At 58.2% G+C, this 17,023-nt stretch carries 20 protein-coding genes; 19 read left to right on the plus strand and 1 reads right to left on the minus strand.

Annotated elements, in window-relative coordinates; all coding sequences use genetic code 11:
- Nucleotides 1-4: 4 nt before the first annotated feature.
- Together PG871_RS07835 and PG871_RS07840 are read left to right on the plus strand one after the other, a co-directional pair.
- On the plus strand, nucleotides 5-874 hold the full coding sequence (locus PG871_RS07835) for a 50S ribosomal protein L11 methyltransferase (RefSeq protein ID WP_270728022.1): 870 nt from the start codon (nucleotides 5-7) through the stop codon (nucleotides 872-874).
- Between the two features lie 268 nt (nucleotides 875-1,142).
- A complete protein-coding gene (locus PG871_RS07840) occupies nucleotides 1,143-1,490 on the plus strand; it encodes a hypothetical protein (protein ID WP_270728024.1) in 348 nt (115 codons plus the stop codon).
- Between the two features lie 171 nt (nucleotides 1,491-1,661).
- Here the strand turns inward: PG871_RS07840 and PG871_RS07845 are convergent, their stop codons facing one another.
- Nucleotides 1,662-1,850, minus strand: coding sequence for a DUF1127 domain-containing protein (locus PG871_RS07845; RefSeq protein WP_270728027.1), 189 nt, complete (start codon nucleotides 1,848-1,850; stop codon nucleotides 1,662-1,664).
- Nucleotides 1,851-2,183: 333 nt separating this feature from the next.
- On the opposite strand from PG871_RS07845, the gene ruvC reads away from it, so the two are divergent.
- The 17 genes from ruvC to PG871_RS07930 all read left to right on the plus strand — a co-directional run bounded on the left by ruvC (nucleotide 2,184) and on the right by PG871_RS07930 (nucleotide 16,918).
- Complete coding sequence (gene ruvC / locus PG871_RS07850; RefSeq protein ID WP_270728029.1) at nucleotides 2,184-2,690, plus strand: crossover junction endodeoxyribonuclease RuvC; 507 nt, start codon at nucleotides 2,184-2,186, stop codon at nucleotides 2,688-2,690.
- Nucleotides 2,687-3,394: a Holliday junction branch migration protein RuvA gene (gene ruvA / locus PG871_RS07855; protein WP_270728031.1), complete on the plus strand. Its 708-nt coding sequence runs from the start codon at nucleotides 2,687-2,689 to the stop codon at nucleotides 3,392-3,394. Before ruvC ends, ruvA begins: the two co-directional genes overlap by 4 nt.
- 3 nt (nucleotides 3,395-3,397) lie before the next feature.
- Nucleotides 3,398-4,423 (plus strand): Holliday junction branch migration DNA helicase RuvB, encoded by a 1,026-nt coding sequence (gene ruvB, locus PG871_RS07860; protein ID WP_270728034.1) that lies wholly within the window; start codon nucleotides 3,398-3,400, stop codon nucleotides 4,421-4,423.
- A gap of 65 nt (nucleotides 4,424-4,488) precedes the next feature.
- Nucleotides 4,489-4,818, plus strand: coding sequence for a hypothetical protein (locus PG871_RS07865; protein WP_270728037.1), 330 nt, complete (start codon nucleotides 4,489-4,491; stop codon nucleotides 4,816-4,818).
- Nucleotides 4,815-5,441 carry a hypothetical protein gene (locus tag PG871_RS07870; protein WP_270728040.1) on the plus strand — a complete coding sequence of 209 codons (627 nt, stop codon included), beginning with the start codon at nucleotides 4,815-4,817 and terminating at the stop codon, nucleotides 5,439-5,441. Before PG871_RS07865 ends, PG871_RS07870 begins: the two co-directional genes overlap by 4 nt.
- A 258-nt stretch (nucleotides 5,442-5,699) precedes the next feature.
- On the plus strand, nucleotides 5,700-6,881 hold the full coding sequence (locus PG871_RS07875) for a mechanosensitive ion channel family protein (RefSeq protein WP_270728042.1): 1,182 nt from the start codon (nucleotides 5,700-5,702) through the stop codon (nucleotides 6,879-6,881).
- Nucleotides 6,882-6,953: 72 nt separating this feature from the next.
- Nucleotides 6,954-7,340: a tol-pal system-associated acyl-CoA thioesterase gene (gene ybgC, locus PG871_RS07880; protein WP_270728043.1), complete on the plus strand. Its 387-nt coding sequence runs from the start codon at nucleotides 6,954-6,956 to the stop codon at nucleotides 7,338-7,340.
- A gap of 111 nt (nucleotides 7,341-7,451) precedes the next feature.
- Nucleotides 7,452-8,126, plus strand: coding sequence for a protein TolQ (gene tolQ, locus PG871_RS07885; protein ID WP_270728046.1), 675 nt, complete (start codon nucleotides 7,452-7,454; stop codon nucleotides 8,124-8,126).
- A 3-nt stretch (nucleotides 8,127-8,129) separates the two neighbouring features.
- Nucleotides 8,130-8,600: a protein TolR gene (gene tolR / locus PG871_RS07890; RefSeq protein WP_270728049.1), complete on the plus strand. Its 471-nt coding sequence runs from the start codon at nucleotides 8,130-8,132 to the stop codon at nucleotides 8,598-8,600.
- A gap of 14 nt (nucleotides 8,601-8,614) precedes the next feature.
- Nucleotides 8,615-9,709, plus strand: coding sequence for an energy transducer TonB (locus PG871_RS07895; RefSeq protein ID WP_270728051.1), 1,095 nt, complete (start codon nucleotides 8,615-8,617; stop codon nucleotides 9,707-9,709).
- A complete protein-coding gene (gene tolB, locus PG871_RS07900; protein ID WP_270728054.1) occupies nucleotides 9,706-11,031 on the plus strand; it encodes a Tol-Pal system beta propeller repeat protein TolB in 1,326 nt (441 codons plus the stop codon). The genes PG871_RS07895 and tolB overlap by 4 nt, the downstream gene beginning before the upstream one ends.
- 75 nt (nucleotides 11,032-11,106) lie before the next feature.
- Nucleotides 11,107-11,607: a peptidoglycan-associated lipoprotein Pal gene (pal, locus tag PG871_RS07905; protein ID WP_270728058.1), complete on the plus strand. Its 501-nt coding sequence runs from the start codon at nucleotides 11,107-11,109 to the stop codon at nucleotides 11,605-11,607.
- Between the two features lie 18 nt (nucleotides 11,608-11,625).
- The gene (gene ybgF, locus PG871_RS07910; RefSeq protein ID WP_270728060.1) at nucleotides 11,626-12,462 is read left to right on the plus strand and encodes a tol-pal system protein YbgF; all 837 of its coding nucleotides are present in this window, start codon (nucleotides 11,626-11,628) and stop codon (nucleotides 12,460-12,462) included.
- The gene (gene tilS, locus PG871_RS07915) at nucleotides 12,459-13,691 is read left to right on the plus strand and encodes a tRNA lysidine(34) synthetase TilS (protein WP_270728062.1); all 1,233 of its coding nucleotides are present in this window, start codon (nucleotides 12,459-12,461) and stop codon (nucleotides 13,689-13,691) included. Before ybgF ends, tilS begins: the two co-directional genes overlap by 4 nt.
- 107 nt (nucleotides 13,692-13,798) lie before the next feature.
- A complete protein-coding gene (gene ftsH, locus PG871_RS07920) occupies nucleotides 13,799-15,721 on the plus strand; it encodes an ATP-dependent zinc metalloprotease FtsH (RefSeq protein ID WP_270728064.1) in 1,923 nt (640 codons plus the stop codon).
- 85 nt (nucleotides 15,722-15,806) lie between these two features.
- Nucleotides 15,807-16,148 carry a nuclear transport factor 2 family protein gene (locus tag PG871_RS07925; protein ID WP_270728066.1) on the plus strand — a complete coding sequence of 114 codons (342 nt, stop codon included), beginning with the start codon at nucleotides 15,807-15,809 and terminating at the stop codon, nucleotides 16,146-16,148.
- 170 nt (nucleotides 16,149-16,318) lie between these two features.
- Nucleotides 16,319-16,918, plus strand: coding sequence for an MOSC domain-containing protein (locus PG871_RS07930; RefSeq protein ID WP_270728068.1), 600 nt, complete (start codon nucleotides 16,319-16,321; stop codon nucleotides 16,916-16,918).
- Nucleotides 16,919-17,023 lie beyond the last annotated feature (105 nt).

The raw sequence follows: 17,023 nt of genomic DNA on the forward strand, positions 1-17,023 counted from the left end.
TGTCATGCCCACATTCACCGCATTAACCACATTGCCCGGCAAAGATCAGGCCGACAAGCTTGGCGACGCCATGGAGCGGCTGATGCCGGAACCCACTGGTGTGGGGGTTTTTGAAATCGAGGACGGCTCTGGTCTTTGGGAAATCGGTGGCTATTTCGTGGAAAGCCCCGATGAGGCCGGTCTGGCGGTTTTGGCGGCGGCTTTTGGTGCGAAACCGTTTGTGGTCAGCGAATTGCCTGAAACGGACTGGGTCGCGCATGTGAAACGCGAGTTGGCGCCGGTGGAGGCCGGGCGGTTCTTTGTTTATGGCAGCCATGACGCGGATCAGGTGCCAGAAGGGTCCGAACCGCTGTTGATTGAAGCGGCGATGGCTTTTGGCACCGGTCACCACGGCACAACGCTAGGCTGCCTCAAAGCGCTGGATCGGCTGGCAAACGCAGGGTTCGTTGGCAAGAACGTTGTAGACATCGGGTGCGGCACCGCGGTTCTGGCGATGGGTGCGGCACGGATCTGGCCTGATGTGGTTCTGGCAAGTGACATTGATGAGGTCGCCGTTGAGGTGGCTGAAGCCAACGTGAAGGCAAATGCGATGGAGGGGCGGGTTGTCTGCCTTGAAGCTGCGGGATTTGGCCATCCGGACCTGGCGGCCAAAGCGCCATACGATCTGGTGTTCGCAAATATCCTGAAGGCGCCGTTGATTGATCTGGCGCAGGACATGGGCGGCAATATCTCGGCGCAGGGTCACGCCATCCTGTCAGGCATCCTGAACGAGCAAGCCGATGATGTGGTCGCGGCTTATGACGCATCCGGGTTTGACGTGCACACCCGTGAAGAAGTCGGGGAATGGACGACGTTAACCTTAACAAGACGCTGACAAGTGTTCGTTTAACGTCATCTTAAGACTTGATGAGAATCGGGCAGCTTCGGCTGCCCTTTTTTGTGGTTGTCGTAACGGTATTGTTGGGTAAGTCTGAACAGTAAGTGAGTGGCCAAAAGACTGTTTCCTAGCGGTCCAAAAGAATGGGGCATTCTCGCCAGATTTGTCCCGATTTTGCCGTATTTTCGGCTACTTGCCTTACTTTCGCCACATTTCGGCACGAATTTGAACTTGTTTGGTGGGGGCCAAACGCAGAGCTAGTGCCATGAGTGAATCCTACGCAGAATTTCACGACCGTCTTGCCAAGATTTATCGTCAGCAAGCAAAGACCGGCCGCCTTGGGCGCAAATCCGTGGCGATTGACCGCAATGGGTATGTGATCGTCAAAGGTAAGGCGAACCGTCGCAGTTTTCCCTGGACAGGTTTGATGATGGTTGTGGTGGCATTCTTTGCTATCAAAGGCGTAATGATCGCTCAGTTTGGTCCCGATTTTTACTCACAGAACGTCGCACGGATGGCGGATGCCTCTGTTGCTGAGCAGGCGGCGGCCTGGACAATGAGCCCGGATCCTGTGAGCCGTTGGGTCGCGTTGCAGCTCAAATCCGTGTTCTGAAACACAAAAGAATTCGCTGATCCCTCCAAGATCGCACAAAACAGCCCCGGGTCTCTCTCCCCGGGGCTGTTTTGTAATTGGCGTCTGGGTGGCAGACAAAGAAAAACCGTGGTGCGGCGCACCACGGCTTCCAAAGCGGTCTTTAGGTTGCCTTGCGGCAGACGTCTTCGATCAGCGGATCGAGAAAATGTCGTCGCGGGACAGGCCGATGTCTGTCAGTTCGCGGTCGCTGAGCTGGCTCAGGGCATTGCGTGTCAGACGCGCGTCGTTCCAAGCAGCAACTGCGGCGACTGTGGAGGAGACAAACTGGCCAAAATGGCCAAGTGTTGCGGTGTTTGCAGTGTTATCAATCGAGGCCATTTTCCGAATTCCTTTTGTTGGTGTTGCGTGGTCCGCGTTGTGATGAGCGGCAAATAGGGATCAGAGCCGAACAAGACAAGCAGCATTTTTCACATAGGAGAGATGCAATTTCTGCATAGGTGGAAAACCGCCGATCTGCCTTAAAAATATAGCCAAAAACGACCCACCAAAGAGTCGTTTTTAGAACGCAAAACGGATGTGGATGTCGCATTTTGTCGTCCGCCGCGGTTTGGGTGTCGCAAAAGGGATATGCGCGAATGTCTTGGTGTTTGTTCTCGTTTCGTGCTACTGCAGAAAAAAATATGAAAAACTTTGTGGCAGTGGGGCAAAAAGATGCGGGTTTTGGGAATCGATCCGGGGTTGCGTAACATGGGTTGGGGCGTGATTGACGCGAATGGTAGCCGGCTTAGTCATGTAGCAAACGGGATTTGTCATTCGGTTGGGCAGGAATTGGCGGTGCGGTTGTTGTCGCTACACACCCAATTGACCGACGTAATTGAACAGTTTCAGCCAGATCACGCGGCCATCGAGCAGACCTTTGTCAACAAAGACGGGGCTGGCACACTGAAACTTGGTCAAGCGCGCGGTGTTGCGCTGCTGGTGCCTGCGCAGGCCGGACTGGTGATCGGAGAATATGCGCCTAACAAGGTGAAGAAGACCGTAGTTGGCGTTGGCCATGCAGAAAAGCATCAGGTGGAACATATGGTGAAGCTGCAATTGCCAGGCGTGAGCATCAACGGGCCGGATGCGGCGGATGCTTTGGCGATCGCGATTTGCCACGCGCATTATGCGAAGGCGGGCGCGGGATATGAAGCGGCGTTGAAGAGGGCTTCGGCATGATTGGCAAGATTTCCGGCATCGTGGAGTACCGTACAACGGATCACGTTCTGATCGACGTGCGTGGCGTGGGCTATGTTGTCTATTGCTCTGATCGCGTATTGGCGGCGCTGCCAAGCAAGGGCGAGGCGGTTGCGCTGTATACCGACTTGTTGGTGCGCGAAGATTTGCTGCAACTCTTTGGGTTCACGACGCTATTGGAGAAAGAGTGGCACCGCTTGCTGATGAGTGTTCAAGGCATAGGCGCCAAGGCATCGTTGGCCATTTTGGGCACCTTGGGCGCCGAAGGCGTTGGTCGGGCAATCGCGTTAAGCGATGTCACGGCGATCAAGGCGGCAAAAGGTATAGGGCCAAAAACCGCGCAGCGGGTAGTGATCGAGCTAAAGGACAAAGCGCCGGAGATTATGGCGTTGGCGGGAAGTTTGGCGGATGCCATGGGAGAGACCCCTGCGGCGCCGGCGTCTGAGGACGTGATTGACGAAGGCGACGGAGCGCCGGCGAAGGTGAGGCCGGGCGCGGTTGCCAGCGGGGCTGCCGCGCAAGCTGCGGCGAGCGTTCAGGCGGACGCTTTGTCAGCATTGGGTAATCTGGGCTATGGCCCGTCTGACGCAGCGCAGGCAGTGGCGCAGGTGTCCGGAGAAAATAGCGAGGCAGACGCTGCCACGCTGATCCGGCTGGCGCTTAAGCTGTTGGCGCCTAAGGGGTAAATCATGGATCAGCCTGACCCCACATTGCGCCCTGAAGCGCGGCCAGAAGATGCGGATCGTGCGCTGCGGCCGCAGGTGTTGGAAGACTTCATCGGTCAACGCGAGGCACGCGCCAACCTGCGCGTGTTCATCGAAAGTGCCAAGCGGCGTGGCGAAGCAATGGACCACACGCTGTTTCACGGCCCCCCGGGGCTGGGTAAGACCACGCTGGCGCAAATCATGGCGCGCGAATTGGGTGTAAGCTTTCGCATGACATCTGGTCCGGTTCTGGCCAAAGCTGGAGATCTGGCCGCCATTCTGACCAACCTTGAAGCGCGAGATGTGCTTTTTATTGATGAAATTCACCGCCTTAACCCAGTTGTTGAAGAGATCCTCTATCCGGCGATGGAGGATTTCGAGCTGGACTTGGTGATCGGTGAAGGACCGGCGGCTCGGACGGTGCGGATTGAATTGCAGCCGTTTACCTTGGTTGGGGCGACCACGCGGTTGGGGTTGTTGACAACGCCATTGCGGGATCGCTTTGGGATTCCCACGCGATTGCAGTTTTACACCGAGGATGAGCTCAACGAGATTGTCACCCGGAATGCGCGCAAGTTGGGGGTGCCAGCAGATGATGCGGGCGCACGCGAGATCGCGCGCCGGTCGCGTGGGACGCCCCGGATTGCAGGGCGGCTTTTACGTCGGGTGGTGGATTTTGCGCTGGTCGAGGGTGACGGAAGTATCTCAAAAACCCTTGCAGACGGGGCGCTTACACGACTTGGGGTGGACAGCATCGGGCTTGATGGGGCGGACAGACGCTACCTCATGTTCATTGCAGAGAACTACGGTGGTGGGCCTGTTGGCATCGACACAATTTCGGCAGCACTGTCAGAAAGCCGCGATGCGCTTGAAGAGGTGATTGAGCCGTTTTTGTTGCAACAGGGACTGGTGCAGCGCACGCCTCGCGGGCGGATGTTGGCGCCCAAAGCCTGGCAGCATCTGGGGCTGGATGCGCCCAAGCGACCGGATCAAACCACCCTGTTTGAGTGATGCTGTATTGCGTCGGTATCGCGTCGGTAACGCGACGGTGTCAAAATTAGGTTCAGGAGAACGGTTTGAAGGACTTGCAGGAGCTTGGCGCGATGGCGCAGGCGGTTGGCGATATTTATGCGGATCGTTTTGATGTGGAGCGCGACGCCACCTTTTATCTGGGCAAGATGATGGAAGAGATGGGCGAGGTCAGCGCTGCCTATCTGAAGCTGACGGGGCGGGCGCGGGGCGCTGATGGCGCGCCGGAGATGCTGAAAGCAGAGCTTGAGGACGAGTTGGCCGATCTTTTCGGGTTTCTGTTGTCGTTTGCATGCTGGCAAGGGGTGGACCTCGGCGCGGCTTTGCACAAAAAGTGGGGTGCTTATTTGCCAGAGCCAAAGGATGCCGCACCATGACCCCTGAAGACGTGCAAGAGTTGTTCACCCGCCAAGACGGCAGCTATGGGTTTGCCCGTTGGGGCCGCCCGATTGCGCCGATTGTGTTTGGCGTGGAAGACGAGTCTCTTGCGGTGGTCAAAGGCGCCGTGGAAGCGGTGGCGACGTTGGTTGGGCATCAGATGGCGGAGACGGATCCGGAGCTTGGCAGCAATCTGATGGTGTTTTTCTTCCGTGAATGGGACGAACTGGTCGCGGTGCCTGATCTTGGGCGGATGATACCGGAGCTTGAGCCCTTGGTGGCGCGGCTGAAGGCGGCGGAGGCGACGCAGTATCGGGCATTTCGGTTTGATGACACGGGGGCCATTCAGGCAGCCTTTGTGTTTTTGCGCATGAATGAGGCGATGGCGGCGATCCCTGCGGAGGCACTGGCGTTGGGCGAAGCTGTGCAGACCATTGTCACATGGGGGCCGAAAGCCTTTGCCGAGCGCTCGCCCTTGGCGAAGGTACCGGAGACGGGGGCGACGGTGTTGCGCCCGGAAATTGCAGCGGTGATTGCGGCGGCTTATGATCGGATGTTGCCGGTAGCGGCAGATGACGCAAGCCATGCACTGCGGCTGTTTGCGCGCCTGCGCCTGGACTAACGGTTCACGCCACGTCCGGGTCTGAAATTTGCGATGTGCATGTCGTTTCGCACCACAGTGGTGACGTGTGCGACAGACCGACGGTGCCAAAACTTGAATTTTCGGCATCTTAACGTGAAACTGTGGTTAGGTTTCCGTTTTTAAGAGGTCATTGCTGTGAAGATATTGGTCAGTCGCGGTCTCGTCGCGTTGTTTCTTTGTTTTGGGCTAACGTTGAGTTTGTTCAGCGGCGGCGCTCAGGCCGCCTCTGACGAGATAGTGTCTAAGGCCAGCAGCCTTGATGTATCTACAGAACGGCTCGAACTGTATGTCGTTCCCCTGACCAATGAGCAGCTTTCGGAATTGGCGGTTGTTTGGCAGGGGCATATGTCCTCTGTTATGTCGACTTTTGTCGACCAGAGTGAACAGGCCCAAAGGCTGACGGGTGCGCCTGCTGAGGCAATGCGTGCCAAAGTCGAGAACACGGTGAGCGCACAAGTGCGTATCGCTGAGAATTACAGAAACGTTTTGTCGAGCTGGGCCGCAAAGGGTGGCAAGGCTGAAGATATCGATTTGCATCAAAAATATCTGGCCGTGGTCGGAGGCGCGACTCTTAAGGCGACGGACCCGAGAACCTTGGTCGCGGTCGCCTTGGAGTGGTTGGGATCGCGCGATGGCGGTGTTGGCCTTTTGATCCAGGTCCTTGTGTTTGCCTTTGCGCTTTTTGTGCTGCTGTTTATCGCGCGGTTTGTGAAACGGCTTGCAGGACGGGGTTTGGACCGCTTGCCTGCCATGTCGCGTCTTTTGAAAAACTTCGTTTTGACTGTTGTGTATTGGATCACCGTGATCGTCGGCTTGATGATCTCTTTGGGCATAGCGGGTGTGAATGTGACGCCGCTTTTTGCAGTGTTTGGCGGATTGAGTTTTATTCTGGGTTTTGCGTTGCAAGACACGCTTGGCAATCTGGCAAGTGGTTTGATGATCATGGTTCTCAAGCCGTTTGATACCGGAGATTTCATCGAGATTTCCGGAGCCAGTGGCGTTGTGGACGATATGTCGGTGGTTTCGACCCAGATACGGACGTTTGATAACCAGATCATCGTCGTGCCGAATTCCAAGATTTGGGGGGACGTGATCACCAATGTCAGTGCTGCCAAAACCCGACGGGTCGATTTGGTCTTTGGAATTGCCTATTCCGACAATGCGCCGCGTGCTGTCGAGGTCCTTCGAAAGCTTGTCGAGGCGGATGAGCGGTGTTTGAAAGATCCCGTGGCGGAAATATTCGTCGGTGAATTAGGGGACAGTTCGGTCAACATTTTTTGCAGGCCTTGGGTCGCAACCGAAGACTATTGGGAAGTCTACTGGGGTTTAACCGGCTTGGTGAAAGAGCAGTTTGACAGCGAAGGGATTTCGATCCCGTTCCCGCAACGCGACGTGCATATTATCGCCGCAGAGAGTTGAGTGGCCGCGGGTCTTGCCCTGAATAAGATCTTGCCCTACGCATTTTCACAAAGACATTTCGGAGCGCCCTCAATGATTTTTACCCTGCCGATCCGCGTTTATTATGAAGACACTGACATGGCGGGGATTGTCTATTACGCCAACTATCTCAAATTCATCGAGCGCGGGCGCAGCGAATGGGTGCGCGAGATCGGGATGGATCAACTCAAGATGAAGGCCGAGGGCATCGTGTTTGCGGTGCGACGGGTGGAGTGTGACTATCTTGGAAGCGCGGTTCTGGACGATCAGTTGACGGTTGAGACCAAGGTGACAAGCGTGTCAGCTGCGCGGCTGGTGATGGACCAGTGGGTGAAACGTGGCGAAGAGCTCTTGTTTCAGGCGACCGTTACGGTTGTGTGCATGAACGAAGCAGGGCAGCCGGTGCGTTTACCGGCGGATATCCGCCAAATGGTGCATTAATGCGGGCGCAATTCCGGTTATGACGCCAAATTGATAGCTTTCCCGCTGGACCTGCGTTAACTTTCAGTCACACAAAAGCCCCACAAGAGGGCCGAAAGCAGAGCAGGCATTATGGAAGCAGCAGTCGATTTTTCGATGTGGGCGTTATTTGCGCGCGCAACTCTGACCGTGAAACTGGTGATGGTGATGCTCATCGTGGCGTCATTCTGGTCGTGGTCGGTGATCATTCAAAAACACATCATGTATCGCAAAGCGCGCCGTGAGGCGGCGCAGTTTGACCGGGCGTTCTGGTCGGGCGAGCCGTTGGACAAGCTTTTTGAAGAGCTCGGACCGGAGCCAGAGGGCCGCTCCGCACGGGTTTTTGCCGCCGGAATGGTCGAATGGCAACGCAGCCATCGCCAAGATGGTGAGCTGATTGCCAATGCCACCAGCCGGATCGACCGGTCGATGGATGTGGCGATTGCCAAAGAAGCAGACGAGATGCAGCACGGATTGCCGATTTTGGCGACCGTCGGGTCGACCGCGCCGTTTGTCGGTCTGTTTGGCACCGTCTGGGGCATCATGAATGCCTTTATTGAAATTGCAGCCCAGCAAAACACCAACCTTGCCGTAGTGGCGCCGGGCATTGCCGAGGCGCTTTTGGCCACGGGTTTGGGATTGCTGGCGGCGATACCGGCGGTGGTGTTTTACAACAAGCTGAGCGCGGACAGTGACCGCATCATCGCGGGCTATGAAGCCTTTGCCGATGAGTTCGCCACCATTCTTAGCCGCCAGCTGGACGCCTGAGCCATGGGCGCGGGTGTGATGAAATCTGGCGGAGGTGGCGGCAAGCGGCGGCGGCGCAGCCGGCGTGGCAGCCAGCCGATGAGCGAGATCAACGTGACGCCGTTTGTGGACGTCATGCTGGTGTTGCTGATCATCTTTATGGTGGCGGCACCGCTGCTGACCGTGGGCGTTGAGGTAGAGCTGCCCAAAACGGCGGCCAATCCATTGCCCGGAGAGCAGGAAGAGCCGTTGACGGTGACCATCGCGGCGGATTTGTCGATCAGTGTGATGACGACTGAGGTGGCCGCAAGCGAGCTGGTGCCGATGCTGCGCGCGGTGGCGGCGGAACGTGACAGCGACCGGGTCTATCTGCGCGCGGACGGCGCGATCCCTTATGAGGCGGTTGTGCAGGTCATGGGCGCGCTGAATGCGGGCGGGTTTTCCAATGTGGGTCTGGTGACTGACGTTGGCGGGCCGACGCTCGACGGACAGTAAGCCGGAGCGCGCGGGTGCATATCGGACAATATATCTCTGGCGCGGCCCATGTAGGGCTGATCGGCTGGGTGCTTTTGGGCGGTGTGTTCCGCCCCGACGCGCCGCCGGTTGAGGTATCGGAGGTGGCGATCATTTCGGCTGAGGAATTTGCCGCTTTGACACCGACGACTGACGCGCCTGATCTGAGCACAGATGTTGTTGCGCCAACCCCGCCAGAAGACACGACCTCGCCGGAGGTGGCTGCCGCGATTGATGAAGCCGTGCAACAAGCCGCGCCCCAGGAGGCTGAGGTTGCGGAGCCGGATGTGACGCCGGATGTGCCGGACCCGCAGCCACCAGAGCCGCAGGATGTCACGGATGAAGCGCCGGTATTGCCGACACCAGAGGTCGACACTGCCGTGGTTATTCCAGACACGCCCGTCAGACCGGATCCGGTGCCAACCGAGCGGGTTGCGCCCGAACCTGTGGCGCAGCCAAAGCCGGAAACCACCATCGCGGATGAGTTGCAGGAAGCCACCAAGCCCGACGAGGCGGGGCAGGCTGCAGAAGAGGTCACCGAAGACACCGCGCCCGAAGCTGCGTCCAGCGAGATTGTCACCGAACCCAAACAGGACGAGGTTGCCAGCGCCGCGCCGACAACCTCGGTGCGCCCAAAAGTGCGCCCTGCGCGGCCCGCCGTGGCCGAGCCAACGCAGCCCATTGCCACAGACGACGCGGTGGCGGCAGCCTTGGCTGAGGCCACCTCTAGCGAGGCCAGCGAGGCCACACCCCAGTCCAGCGCGCCATCCGGCCCGCCGTTAACCGGTGGCGAAAAAGATGGGTTGCGCGTGGCTGTGCAGCAATGTTGGGTTGTCGATGTGGGCAGCCGCGCAGCAGACGTGACCGTGGTTGTGGGAATGGAATTGGATCGCAGCGGCAAGGTGCAAGGCGATGTGCGCCTGATTGATGCGACCGGCGGAGACGATGCTGCCGTGCGCACGGCCTTTCAGGCGGCGCGGCGTGCCGTTCTTCGGTGCCAAAAAACCGGCTATGATCTGCCGGAAGAGAAATACGACCACTGGAAAGACGTGGAAATCACATTTAACCCTGAGAAAATGAGGCGCAAATGAAGAACCTTGCTGCGACCCTTCTTATCGGACTTTGTGCCTTTGGCGCTTCCGTGCATACGGCGATCGCCCAAAGTGGTCCGCTCAGGATCGAGATTACGGATGGGGTGATTGAGCCGCTGCCGTACGCGGTGCCCAATTTTGTGGCAGAAACGCCAGGATCGAACCAAATATCCAAAGACATGGCGCGGGTGATTGCGGCGGACCTGAACGGCACGGGCTTGTTCCGCGAAATTCCGGCCAAGGCGCATATTTCGACCATCACGCATTTTGGCAATCCGGTACAATTTTCGGACTGGAAGGCGATCAACGCGCAGGCGCTGATCACCGGCGGAGTGTCGGTGTCAGGCAACGAGCTTGAGGTCAAATTCCGCGTGTTTGACGTGTTTGCCGGTCAAGAGCTTGGCAATGGGTTGCGGTTCAAAGGGACGACCGATGGCTGGCGGCGTATGGCCCATAAAGTGGCCGATGCGGTTTATGGCCGGATCACCGGTGAGGGTGGCTATTTTGACAGCCGCGTGGTGTTTGTCAGCGAATCCGGTCCCAAAAACGACCGCAAAAAACGGCTGGCGGTGATGGATTACGACGGGGCGAACCTGCAGTATTTGACCGACAGCAAAGACATTGTGTTGGCGCCGCGGTTCTCGCCCACCGGCGATCAGGTGCTTTATACCAGCTATGAAACCGGCTTTCCGCAGGTCTATGTGCTCAACGTTGGTTCGGCCCAGCGGCGGGTACTGAGCAACCAAAGTGGCACGATGAGCTTTGCGCCGCGGTTCTCACCGGATGGTAAGAGCGTGGTGATGTCGGTCACGGATGGCGGCAACACTGATCTTTATAAAATGGACATTGGCAGCGGCAAACGCACCCGCCTGTCGCAATCGCCGTCGATTGAGACCGCGCCGAGCTATAGCCCGGATGGTAGCCAGATCGTGTTTGAGAGCGATCGTTCGGGTACCCAACAGCTTTATGTGATGAGCGCAAATGGTGGCGAGGCCAAGCGGATCAGCTTTGGGCAGGGGCGGTACGGCACACCGGTCTGGAGCCCACGTGGCGATCTGGTCGCCTTTACCAAGCAAAACAAAGGCCGGTTCCATATCGGCGTGATGCGCACCGATGGCAGCGAGGAACGGCTGTTGACGGCATCGTTCCTGGATGAGGGGCCAACATGGGCGCCAAACGGGCGGGTGATCATGTTTACGCGTGAAACCCGTGGCGCGGACGGGGCGTCGGCGCTTTACTCTGTCGATGTGTCCGGTCGCAACCTGAAGCGGGTTGAAATTGGCGGGGGCGGCTCTGATCCGAGCTGGTCGCCGCTGCAATAAGGTAAGATTTAATCGCTGCGCCATCTGTGATAGGACTGGCGCAACAACAGGCAACGAAACAAGAGGCACTTCGAGATGAAACACCTGAGCAAAGCGGCACTGGTCGTAGCAGGTCTGGCTCTGGCCGCCTGTAGTCAACCTCATTTGGACGACGGCTACCAAGGACCGGGTGCTGGCACGGGCGAGGCGGGCAGCGTGTCTGACCCCACTTCGGTGGCACATTTTAACGAAGCGATTGGCGACCGGGTGTTGTTTGCGGTGGATCAGTCCACGCTGGGTGAGCAGGGCCGTTTGGTGGTGCTGGCGCAGGCGAACTGGCTGTTGGCAAACACAGAATACACCGCAGTGATCGAAGGCCATGCCGACGAGCAGGGCACACGGGAATACAACCTTGCGCTTGGCGCACGGCGTGCTGCGGCAGTGGAAGAGTTGTTGGTCGCCCAAGGCGTGTCCGCAAACCGGTTGCGCACGGTCAGCTTTGGCAAGGAGCGTCCGCTTGAAGTTTGCTCGCAAGAAAGTTGTTATGAGCGAAACCGGCGGGCAGTCACAGTGCTGGCGGCTGGCTTGTCTGGATAATCGGCGGAGAAAAACCACATGAAGAGCTCGGTATTTGGCGCAGTGACCGCCTTGGCGCTGGTGATGGCACCGGTGAGTGGCAAGGCGCAGGACAATAGTGAAACGCTGGCGGACATCCGCCAGCAGTTGACCGTGCTTTATGTCGACATACAGCGTCTGAAGCGGGAACTGTCGACCACAGGTTCAGCGGGAGGCACAACGTCAGGGGCATCCACGCTTGAGCGTGTCGATGCGATTGAGCAGCGTTTGAGGGAGCTGACGGGTAAAACTGAGCAGCTGCAATATCGCGTGGAGCGGGTTGTAGAGGACGGCACGAACCGGATTGGCGATCTTGAATTCCGGCTGGTCGAGCTGGAAGGCGGCGATTTGAGCGCGTTAGGTGAGACCACAACGTTGGGCGGTGATGTCGGATCGGTGGAAATCATCGACAACGGCGAAGATGGGTCGGGCGACGGCGACACCACCGAGTTGGCAGTTGGCGAAGAGGCGGATTTTTCCCGTGCCATGTCTGCCTTGGATGGCGGCGATTTCCGCGCGGCGTCGGATCAGTTTGAGACCTTTGTGCAGACTTATCCCGGCAGCCCGCTGGAAGCGGAGGCGCATTTGCGCCGTGGGCAGGCGCTGGAAGGGTTGGAGGAACACACCCGCGCCGCGCGTGCGTTTTTGGAGGCCTATTCCGGTGGCCCAAATGCCGGCACCGCACCTGAGGCGTTGTTTCGTTTGGGCAAATCATTGGGAGCCTTGGGGCAATCCAACGAGGCCTGTGTAACGCTGAACGAGGTGGCTGTGCGGTATCCGACGTCCGGATTTGTGACGCAAGCACAGGGCGAAATGACCTCATTGCAGTGTTCGTGAGCACACAAAACGCGCCTGAGGACGTAATCGCAGAGGCGCTGGAACGCGCCTTTGGTGGGGCGGTTCCCGAAAGAATTGGCGTGGCCGTAAGTGGCGGCAGCGACAGCATGGCATTGCTGGACCTGTTGCGCCTGTCGGGTGTGGTGGAGATTTGCGTCGCGAGCGTGAACCATGGTTTGCGGGCCGAGGCGGCAGAGGAGCTGGCGTTGGTGGCAGCCTATGCCGCGCAGCACGGACTTTCCCATGACATTCTGGATTGGCACTGGGACGGCACTGGCAATTTGCAGGCCGCCGCTCGGGACGGGCGACGGGCCGCATTGCACGATTGGGCGGTTCGCCGTGGGATTGCGCATGTGGCGTTGGGCCATACGGCGGATGATCAGGCGGAGACGTTTTTGATGCGGCTGGCGCGTGGGTCCGGTGTGGACGGGCTGGCGGGCATGGCAGAGGCGCGGCCGGATGGTGCGGTGACATGGCTGCGGCCGCTGTTGGGTGCAAGGCGGGAGGCCCTGCGGGAGCATTTGCGGGCTACTGGCATTCTCTGGGCAGATGATCCCAGCAACAAAGATACGCGGTTTGATCGCGTGAAGGCGCGGCAGATGATGCAGACGCTGGCGCCGCTCGGGCTGACGGTCGAGCGATTGGTTAAGACTTCGCAGCATATGGCGAGACAGAAAGACGTTCTGGACGGTTTTGCAGAGCTCATCGAGCCCATTGCCGTGGACTACGACGGGCCGGATGTGATGCTGGATCGCGGCGCGTTGTCCGACCAGCCGGAAGCGGTGCGGACCAAGATCATGGCGGATGCCCTCTGTGAAGTGTCGGGGCAGGCGTATCGCCCGCGGTATCGTGCGCTGGTTGGAGCGATGTCTGCGGGCGCGCCAACGGCGTTGCACGGTTGTTTGGTGATGCCGGGTTTGACGCATCTGAGGATCACCCGGGAATTCGCGGCCGTGAAAGATCTACGGTGCGCGATCGACGGTATCTGGGATGGCAGATGGAAACTGATGGCTGGTCCAGGGATCACGCAGGACGGATTGCACATCGCGGCTCTTGGCGGTTCTGGCCTGGCCCTTTGTGAGAATTGGCGAGACCTGGAGATCCCGCGCCAGAGCCTTTTGGCCACGCCCGCTGTCTGGCGGAACGCAGAATTGATTGCCGCCCCGCTGGTGGGATTCGGGGAAGGCTGGTATGCTGAGTTGGTCGATGGGCGGACTGTGTTTGGCTGATTGAGGGCAAACATGCGAAAAACGCATTGAACTGTGCTCTGTGATGTCTATTTAACTCTAATCGCCGTCATGTTAGGAACCGCGGCGGTTTTTACGGGAGATTTGCCTTGGGCAACGCGCGAAATATAGCTTTTTGGGTCATCATCTTTTTGCTGATCCTGGCTTTGTTCAACCTTTTTGACAGCAATGGGTCTGCCATGCAGAGCCGCGATCAGAGTTATTCTGAGTTTGTGGCCGCAGTGGAAGGTGATCAGGTAACGTCGGTGACGCTGGATGGTGAGAAGGCGACGTACTCCACCACCGATGGCACCAGCTATGCAGTGATCATGCCAGCCGATGCCGAAGTGACCAAGCTGTTGATCGACAATAATATTCCTCTGACGGCGAAGAGCCAGGAGACCTCCGGTTTCCAAGCGTTGCTGTTTAGCATGTTGCCGGTTCTGTTGCTTGTGGGTGTGTGGATTTACTTCATGAACCGCATGCAGGGCGGCGGCAAAGGCGGCGCGATGGGCTTTGGTAAATCCAAGGCCAAAATGCTGACCGAGAAGCAAGGTCGCGTGACGTTTGATGATGTTGCGGGCATTGATGAGGCCAAAGAAGAGCTGGAAGAGATCGTGGAATTCCTGCGCAATCCGCAGAAATTCTCGCGCCTTGGCGGCAAGATTCCCAAAGGTGCGTTGCTTGTTGGCCCTCCCGGCACAGGTAAAACGTTGCTGGCGCGCGCAATTGCGGGCGAAGCGGGCGTGCCGTTTTTCACCATCTCCGGTTCCGATTTTGTCGAAATGTTTGTTGGCGTTGGCGCAAGCCGTGTGCGCGACATGTTTGAGCAGGCCAAAAAGAACGCGCCTTGCATCGTGTTCATCGATGAAATCGATGCTGTTGGCCGCTCACGTGGTGCAGGCTATGGCGGTGGCAATGATGAGCGCGAACAGACGCTCAACCAGTTGCTGGTCGAAATGGATGGCTTTGAAGCCAACGAAGGTGTGATCATTTTGGCGGCGACAAACCGCAAAGATGTTCTGGATCCGGCCCTGCTGCGTCCCGGTCGTTTTGACCGCAACGTGACCGTGGGCAACCCCGACATCAAAGGCCGCGAAAAGATTTTGGGCGTTCATGCGCGCAAAACTCCGCTGGGCCCCGATGTGGATCTGCGCATCATCGCACGTGGTACGCCGGGCTTTTCCGGTGCCGATCTGGCGAACCTTGTGAACGAGGCGGCCTTGATGGCTGCGCGTGTGGGGCGTCGGTTTGTGACCATGGAAGACTATGAGCAGGCCAAAGACAAAGTCATGATGGGCGCTGAGCGTCGGTCGATGGTGCTGACCCAGGCCCAGAAAGAAATGACGGCTTACCACGAAGCGGGCCACGCAATTGTCGGCATCACGCTGCCTAAGTGTGATCCGGTTTATAAAGCCACCATCATTCCGCGCGGTGGCGCTTTGGGCATGGTGATGAGCCTGCCCGAGATGGACCGGCTGAATATGTTCAAGGAAGAATGTCATCAGCGCCTGGCTATGGCGATGGCAGGCAAAGCGGCCGAGATCATCAAATATGGTGAAAACGAAGTGTCCAACGGTCCTGCGGGCGACATCCAGCAAGCATCCGGTTTGGCGCGCGCCATGGTGATGCAGTGGGGCATGTCCGACAAAGTTGGGAACATCGACTACCAAGAGGCTGCGGCTGGCTATCAGGGCAGCACGGGTGGTTTCTCGGTGTCGGCGTCGACCAAGGAAATGATCGAGTCCGAAGTGAAGCGTTTGATCGACGAAGGCTATGAGCGGGCTCTTGAGATCATTAAAGACAAGAACGAAGAGTTCGAACGTCTGGCGCAGGGCTTGTTGGAATACGAAACCCTGACGGGCGACGAAATCAAACGTGTGATGAACGGCGAAGCGCCGAGCACAAATGACGACGACGACGACAAGCCGGACGAAGGAAGCGCGCCAAGCGTAACTGCCGTTCCTAAGACCAAACCCCGCAACAAACCTTCGGGTGATGATGGCGGGATGGAGCCGGAACCCACCGGCTAAGCCGAGGGACAGACCCTGAAAAGGGGCTCAAGACTTAACCCCCGGTGCGTGAGGGCGCCTCGGGGGTTTTCTGTTGGCGATTTGATTGCTGACCGCATCCGACATCGACGGGATTATCGCGATGTTTGAGCCGGACGGATTTGTTGTGTCGCCTTTTTTGGGCACCTTGGGGGCCGCGGAGTTTTACCGGAAGCTGGAGCAAGCTTCGAGCGCGAGCAAGCTGACGGTGTTTGATGTGTTGCTCGGGGAGGGGGGCGACTCGGCTGCTGCGCATTTCGAGTATGACTGGACGTTGGCGAGCGGCGACAAGCTTGTGTTTCAGGGCGTGGACTATTTTAAGTTTGGCCCAAATGGCAAGTTTGCCTCGATGTCGATTTTCTATGACACGCATCCGGTGCGGGAAGATGTGGGGGACAAATACGGCTGAGGGGCCGCGCGTAAGTGGTTGCAAGGGCGACGTGCGTTTGGCTTGCGGCCCCGTTCGGATCATTCAAGGATCACGTGTGCTGATACCCTCCGTCACCAAACTTGCGTTGTTTGTGCAGCGTCTCTTGGCTACTCATTCCGGCAAACGCATGTGGAACAGGGAGAGGCACGATGCCCGCACTAAAGGCAACAAAGTTTGAGGCCGAAATCGTCTGGTTGGGCCGCGTGGCGGACAGAGGACAGACTTTGCAGGCACAGAGCGCCCAAGCGCTGCCTCTGGCGTTTGGCGGCGCGGACAATGAGTGCCACGCCGGTGTGACGCGGGCGTCATGCAGCCGCGTGTCGGCGCTTTATGAGACCGGAACAGAAATCTCGAATGTGCGGCAGTTGTCGGTGCTTAGTCAGGAAGAGCTGGATCAGATCGCGGCCAATATGGGGCTGAAGAGCGTCGATCCTGCATGGGTCGGGGCATCGTTGGTGATCAAGGGTATTCCCGATTTCACCCACGTGCCGCCAAACGCGCGATTGCAAGGGCCGGATGGGGCGACCATCACCATCGATATGGAAAACCGGCCCTGCGTTTTCCCCGGTCGTGTGATCGAAGGTGAGCACGAAGGATTTGGCAAGACATTCAAACCGGCGGCAAATGGTTTGCGGGGCGTGACCGCTTGGGTCGAGCGGCCTGGCACGTTGACGCTTGGCGACAAAATGCGGCTGTTTATTCCGGATCAACCGGTTTGGAGCCAGCTTGAGGTAGCACGCGGCCATTAGGGGCCGCGAGTCGCGAAAGAAATGCGCCTAAGGTGACGCTGCGTTTCCAAAAAGAAACCGGCGCTGCCTATGCCGACGCAACAAGCGCCGGAAATGTCGGAAATG

This window comes from Shimia sp. Alg240-R146 (assembly GCF_947331465.1).
GTDB lineage: Bacteria > Pseudomonadota > Alphaproteobacteria > Rhodobacterales > Rhodobacteraceae > Shimia.